Genomic DNA, 4,233 nt, shown 5'->3' with positions numbered 1-4,233 from the left:
GAAGAACAGGACGCCGATCACGATGGCTACCGGCGGCAGCGGGCGGGAAGGGCGTGGGGCGGGTGACTCGGACATGGGGAACTCCTACGGACGAYGAAAGCGGCGATCGGCAGCGGTGATGAATCCGCCCAGGGCCATCAACAGCGCGCCCAGCCAGATCCAGCGCACGAAGGGCTTGATGTGCACCCGTACCGCCCATGCATTGTTGCCCAGCGGCTCGCCCAATGCCACGTAGACATCACCGCTGAGTCGTGCATCGATGCCTGCTTCGGTCATCACCTGGCCGCCGCTGGCGTACTGGCGCTTCTCTGGATGCAGCAGGGCCAGCTCGCGACCGTCGCGCAGCACCCGCAGATGGCCGCGATCAGCGATGAAATTGGGGCCTTCGCGGTGGTCCACGCCCTCGAAGCGCACTTCGTGCCCAGCGACCACCACCTGCTGGCCCGGCGACAGCGCCACTTCGCGCTGCACGTTCAACGCTTCCACCAGCAGCGCGCCGGCCAGGAACACCGCGACACCGGCATGGGCGACGATCATGCCAAGCATTTCGGCAGTGAAGCGGCCATTGCCACGCAGGCGCTGCCAGACGAACCGGGCGGTGCCCAGCCCAACCCAGGCCGCAGCCGCAACGCCGATGCCGGCCTTCCAGCCATTCTGCGGCGCCTGCCACCAGGCCCAGGCGCCAAGCAGCACGGCCAGGCCCGCCCATGGCAGCAGCAATGCCAGTGCGCGCGAGGGTTGGTCGCGCTGCCACTTCACCAGCGGACCGAACGGCAGCAGCATCACCATCGGTGCCATCAACAGCAGGAACAGGCTGCCGAAGTACGGTGGACCCACCGAGATCTTGCCCAGCGACAGCGCATCGGCCAGCAGCGGGTAGAGCGTGCCGAGCAGGACCATCGCGCAGGCGCTGGCCAGCAGCAGGTTGTTGGCCAGCAGCAGGGTTTCGCGCGAGGTGGCGGTGAAGCCACGGCGCGGATCGCCGGCATCCACGGCCAGGCGTGGTGCGCGCAGCGCATACAGCAGCAGGCTGCCACCCACCAGCACCGACAGGAAGATCAGGATGAACAGCCCACGCGAGGGATCGGCGGCGAACGAATGCACGCTGGTCAGCACGCCGGAACGGACCAGGAAGGTGCCCAGCAGCGACAGCGCGAACGCCGCGATGGCCAGCAGCAGCGTCCAGCTGCCGAAAGTGCCGCGCTTTTCAGTCACTGCCTGCGAATGGATCAGTGCCGCGCCAACCAGCCACGGCATGAAGCTGGCGTTCTCGACCGGGTCCCAGAACCACCAGCCGCCCCAGCCCAGTTCGTAGTACGCCCACCAGCTGCCCAGTGCGATGCCCAGCGTGAGGAAGCCCCAGGCGACGTTGGTCCAGGGCCGCGTCCAGCGTTGCCAGCGTGCATCGACGCGGCCTTCCAGCAGCGCCGCCACGGCGAAGGCGAAGGGCACTGCGAAGCCGACGTAGCCCAGGTACAGCATCGGCGGATGGATGATCAGCCCCGGATCCTGCAGCAGCGGGTTGAGGTCACGGCCTTCCAGTGGCACCGGGTTCAAGCGCAGGAACGGATTGGAGGTGAAGATCAGGAAGGCGAGGAAGCCGACGCTGACCACGCCCATCACCGCCAGCACGCGCGCCTGTACTGGTGCCGGCAGATGGCGCGAGAACAGCGCCACCGCGCCGGTCCACAGCGCGAGCACCAGCGCCCACATCAGCAGCGAGCCTTCGTGCGCACCCCACACCGCCGAATAGCGGTAGATCAACGGCAGCAGTGAATTGGAGTTCTCGGCCACGTAACGCACCGAGAAGTCCTGCTGCACGAAGGCCGCGGTCAGTACGGCGAAGGCACCGGCCAGCAGCACCAGCTGGGCAAAGGCCGCCGGGCGGGCAATGGCCATCCATGCGTCATTGCCGCGCTGCGCACCCACCAGCGGCAGCACTGCCTGCAGCAGTGAGGCCAGCAACGCGCACAGCAGGAGGATCTGACCGAATTCGGGAAGCACTCAGCGCACCTTGGGCGCCGTGACCGGCACATCGTGCTTGCGATGCGCATCGCCCATCTTGTCGGCCACTTCCTTGGGCACGTAGTTCTCATCGTGCTTGGCCAGCACCTCGTCGGCGACGAAGGTGCCGTCCTGCAGGCGACCGCTGGCGACCACGGCGGTCCCCTCGCGGAACATGTCCGGCAGGATGCGATCGGTACTGACCGGCAGCGTCGCATCGCCGTCGGTGACCACGAAGTGGGCCTGCAACGAGCCGCTGGGTCGATCGAAGGAGCCCTTGACCACCATGCCGCCCAGACGGAAGCGCGACTGCGCATCCACGTCCCCGCGCAGCACTTCCGAAGGGGTGTACAGGTAGGCGATGTTGCGCTGCAGGGCGAAGGCCACCAGCGTGGTGGCCAGCCCGGAGGCAAGCAGCAGCAGGAGCACCCAGATCATGCGGCGTCGCTGTACCGGCGTCATCGGCTGAGCTCGGTTGCCAGCGGCGCCTGTGCCGACGCGTTGCCGCGCGCCTGCAGCCGCTGCTGGCGGCGTTGCGCCAGCTGCCGGGCGCTGCGCAGGCGCAGCCACGAGCCCAGGGCATCGCAGCCCAGCACCAGCAGGAATACCGCGAATGCGGCGATGAGGTAGGGCAGGTGGGTCATCGCCGTGCCTCCCCATCCGCGGTGCCGAAGCGCTCGTCGATCCAGGCCTTGCCGGCCTCGCGCGCGATGTTGTCGGCGCGCGCCTTGGCCAGCAGCGAGCCGACGAACCACAGTTTGGTGGCGACCACCATCCACCACAGCGGGGCGATCAGTTCCGGCCGCACGGCGTTCTCGCCGAACACGTTGATCGACTGGCGCTGGTGCAGCGCGCCCCACCAGTCCACCGAATAGCGGATGATCGGCAGCAGGCCCACGCCGACGATGGCCAGCAGGCCGGCCGCGCGTGCGGCGCTGCGGCGGTCTTCGATGGCGTGGTACAGGCCGATCACGCCCAGGTACAGGAACAGCAGGATCAGCTCGCTGGTCATGCGCGGGTCCCAGTCCCACCAGGTGCCCCAGGTGCCCTTGCCCCAGATGCTGCCGGTCAGCAGGGTGATCAGGGTGAAGCCGGCGCCCATCGGCGCACAGGCCATCGCCAGGATCTCGCAGATCTTGATGCGCCAGATCAGCGCGATGGCGGCGTAGGCGGCCATCAGCGCGAACACGAACAGGCTCATCCAGGCACTGGGTACATGGATGTAGATGATGCGGAAGGCGTCGTGCTGGTTCTGTTCCGGCGGTGCCACGAACAGGCCCTGCCACAGGCCGATCAGCAGCACCGGAACAGCCGCGGCGTAAAATACGCGGGACCAGCGTGCGGCGAAACGATCGAACGTCGGGGGCGAACCGAGTTGATGGAACCAGCGGACGATCGGATTCATGCGTGGCGGCTATCCAGCAGGGGTGGATTGGCTCTCAGCTCGGTCAACTCAGAGAAATACGGATCGCAGCAGCGGTGGCCAGCGGTGCCAGCACCAGGGCGATCACCAGACCAGCGCCCAGCATCAGCAGCGCACCGACCGGATCCTGCCCGCGGCTGGCTGCCGCCAGGCTGCCAGCACCGAAGACAAGCACCGGTACGTACAACGGCAACGACAGCAACGCCACGAGAATACCAGAGCGCCGGATGCCGACGGTCAGTGCAGCGACCACGCCACCGATCAGGCTCAACAACGGTGTTCCCAGCAGCAACGATGCCAGCAACATCGGCAGCTGGTCATGCGGCAGATGCAGCATTTCCGCCAGCAGCGGGCTCAGCAGGATCAGTGGCAGGGCGGTGGTCGCCCAATGCAGCAGTACCCGCACCAGCACCAGCCACGCCAGTGGTACCGGCGCCAGCAGCCATTGTTCAAGCGAACCGTCTTCGGCATCGGAGCGGAACAGCGAATCCAGCGCCAGCTGCCCGGCCAGCAGCACCGCCAACCACAGCACCGCACCGGCGGTGGCGGCCAGCGGCTGCGGGTCCCGGCCCTGGGCCAAGGCGAACAGCACCACCACCAGCAGGGCGAACAGCACCGGCTGCAGGGCATCGCCGCGACGCCGCCAGAGCAGGCGCAGGTCGCGCGCGATCAGGGCGCGGGCGGTCTGCCACAGGCCTGGTTCGGTGCCTGGCGCGATCATGCTTCACCTCCCAGGTCGAGCTGGCGGGTGCGTACCGGCGGGGCGGCGTAGGCACCATGAGTAGTGACCAGAGCGGCGCCACCGC

General features: G+C 67.8%; 5 protein-coding genes and 2 pseudogenes. All 7 read right to left on the bottom strand.

Annotation, left to right across the window (positions count from 1 at the left end; all coding sequences use genetic code 11):
- Nucleotides 1-75 (bottom strand): annotated as a pseudogene (locus AB4Y84_RS14865) (DsbE family thiol:disulfide interchange protein); the annotation flags it as partial.
- Between the two features lie 9 nt (nucleotides 76-84).
- Entirely contained in the window at nucleotides 85-2,004 is a 1,920-nt protein-coding gene (locus AB4Y84_RS14860) for a heme lyase CcmF/NrfE family subunit (protein ID WP_442250355.1), read from the bottom strand.
- Nucleotides 2,005-2,466, bottom strand: a complete 462-nt coding sequence (gene ccmE, locus AB4Y84_RS14855) for a cytochrome c maturation protein CcmE (RefSeq protein ID WP_312787566.1) — start codon at nucleotides 2,464-2,466, stop codon at nucleotides 2,005-2,007.
- Nucleotides 2,463-2,648, bottom strand: coding sequence for a heme exporter protein CcmD (gene ccmD, locus AB4Y84_RS14850; RefSeq protein WP_312110982.1), 186 nt, complete (start codon nucleotides 2,646-2,648; stop codon nucleotides 2,463-2,465). Before ccmD ends, ccmE begins: the two co-directional genes overlap by 4 nt.
- A complete protein-coding gene (gene ccmC / locus AB4Y84_RS14845) occupies nucleotides 2,645-3,409 on the bottom strand; it encodes a heme ABC transporter permease CcmC (RefSeq protein WP_442244290.1) in 765 nt (254 codons plus the stop codon). Before ccmC ends, ccmD begins: the two co-directional genes overlap by 4 nt.
- 43 nt (nucleotides 3,410-3,452) lie before the next feature.
- Nucleotides 3,453-4,148, bottom strand: coding sequence for a heme exporter protein CcmB (gene ccmB / locus AB4Y84_RS14840; protein ID WP_025876478.1), 696 nt, complete (start codon nucleotides 4,146-4,148; stop codon nucleotides 3,453-3,455).
- Nucleotides 4,145-4,233, bottom strand: a pseudogene (locus tag AB4Y84_RS14835) (heme ABC transporter ATP-binding protein CcmA); the annotation flags it as partial. The gene ccmB and the pseudogene AB4Y84_RS14835, both read right to left, overlap by 4 nt.

Source organism: Stenotrophomonas sp. 2YAF22 (genome assembly GCF_052114665.1).
In the GTDB taxonomy this organism is placed as follows: domain Bacteria; phylum Pseudomonadota; class Gammaproteobacteria; order Xanthomonadales; family Xanthomonadaceae; genus Stenotrophomonas; species Stenotrophomonas indicatrix.
Note: the sequence above shows the minus strand (reverse complement) of the source record. Positions and strands in the feature narration are given on the sequence as shown.

Excerpts from the sequence above, each read along its gene's own strand:
- ccmE (WP_312787566.1), bottom strand. The coding sequence starts at position 2,466 with ATGACGCCGGTACAGCGACGCCGCATGATCTGGGTGCTCCTGCTGCTG.
- ccmB (WP_025876478.1), bottom strand. The coding sequence starts at position 4,148 with ATGATCGCGCCAGGCACCGAACCAGGCCTGTGGCAGACCGCCCGCGCC.
- ccmD (WP_312110982.1), bottom strand. The coding sequence starts at position 2,648 with ATGACCCACCTGCCCTACCTCATCGCCGCATTCGCGGTATTCCTGCTG.
- ccmC (WP_442244290.1), bottom strand. The coding sequence starts at position 3,409 with ATGAATCCGATCGTCCGCTGGTTCCATCAACTCGGTTCGCCCCCGACG.